The sequence below is a fragment of the Peribacillus sp. SIMBA_075 genome, from assembly GCF_046534585.1.
The window spans coordinates 1-251 of sequence record NZ_JAWRYN010001173.1; the positions used below are offsets into that span (position 1 = coordinate 1).

1 pseudogene is annotated in these 251 nt (G+C 45.0%); it reads left to right on the plus strand.

Features of this window, described 5'->3' with window-relative positions:
- Positions 1 to 251: pseudogene (fabH, locus tag SB775_RS32015) on the plus strand (beta-ketoacyl-ACP synthase III); the annotation flags it as partial.

Consider the following 251-nt stretch of genomic DNA (forward strand, 5'->3'; position numbering starts at 1 on the left):
CAATAGATACTTCATATATGGCGGTAGAGGCTTCTAAAAAAGCACTTGAAGATGCCGGGATTAGCGGAGAGGATATCGATCTGATTTTAGTGGCAACGGTAACACCAGATCGCGCATTCCCAGCAGTAGCTTGTGTCATTCAAGAAGCCATTGGCGCAAAACACGCAGCCGCAATGGATTTAAGTGCAGCGTGTGCTGGTTTTATGTACGGAATGATTACAGCGCAGCAATTTATTCAAACGGGAACTTAT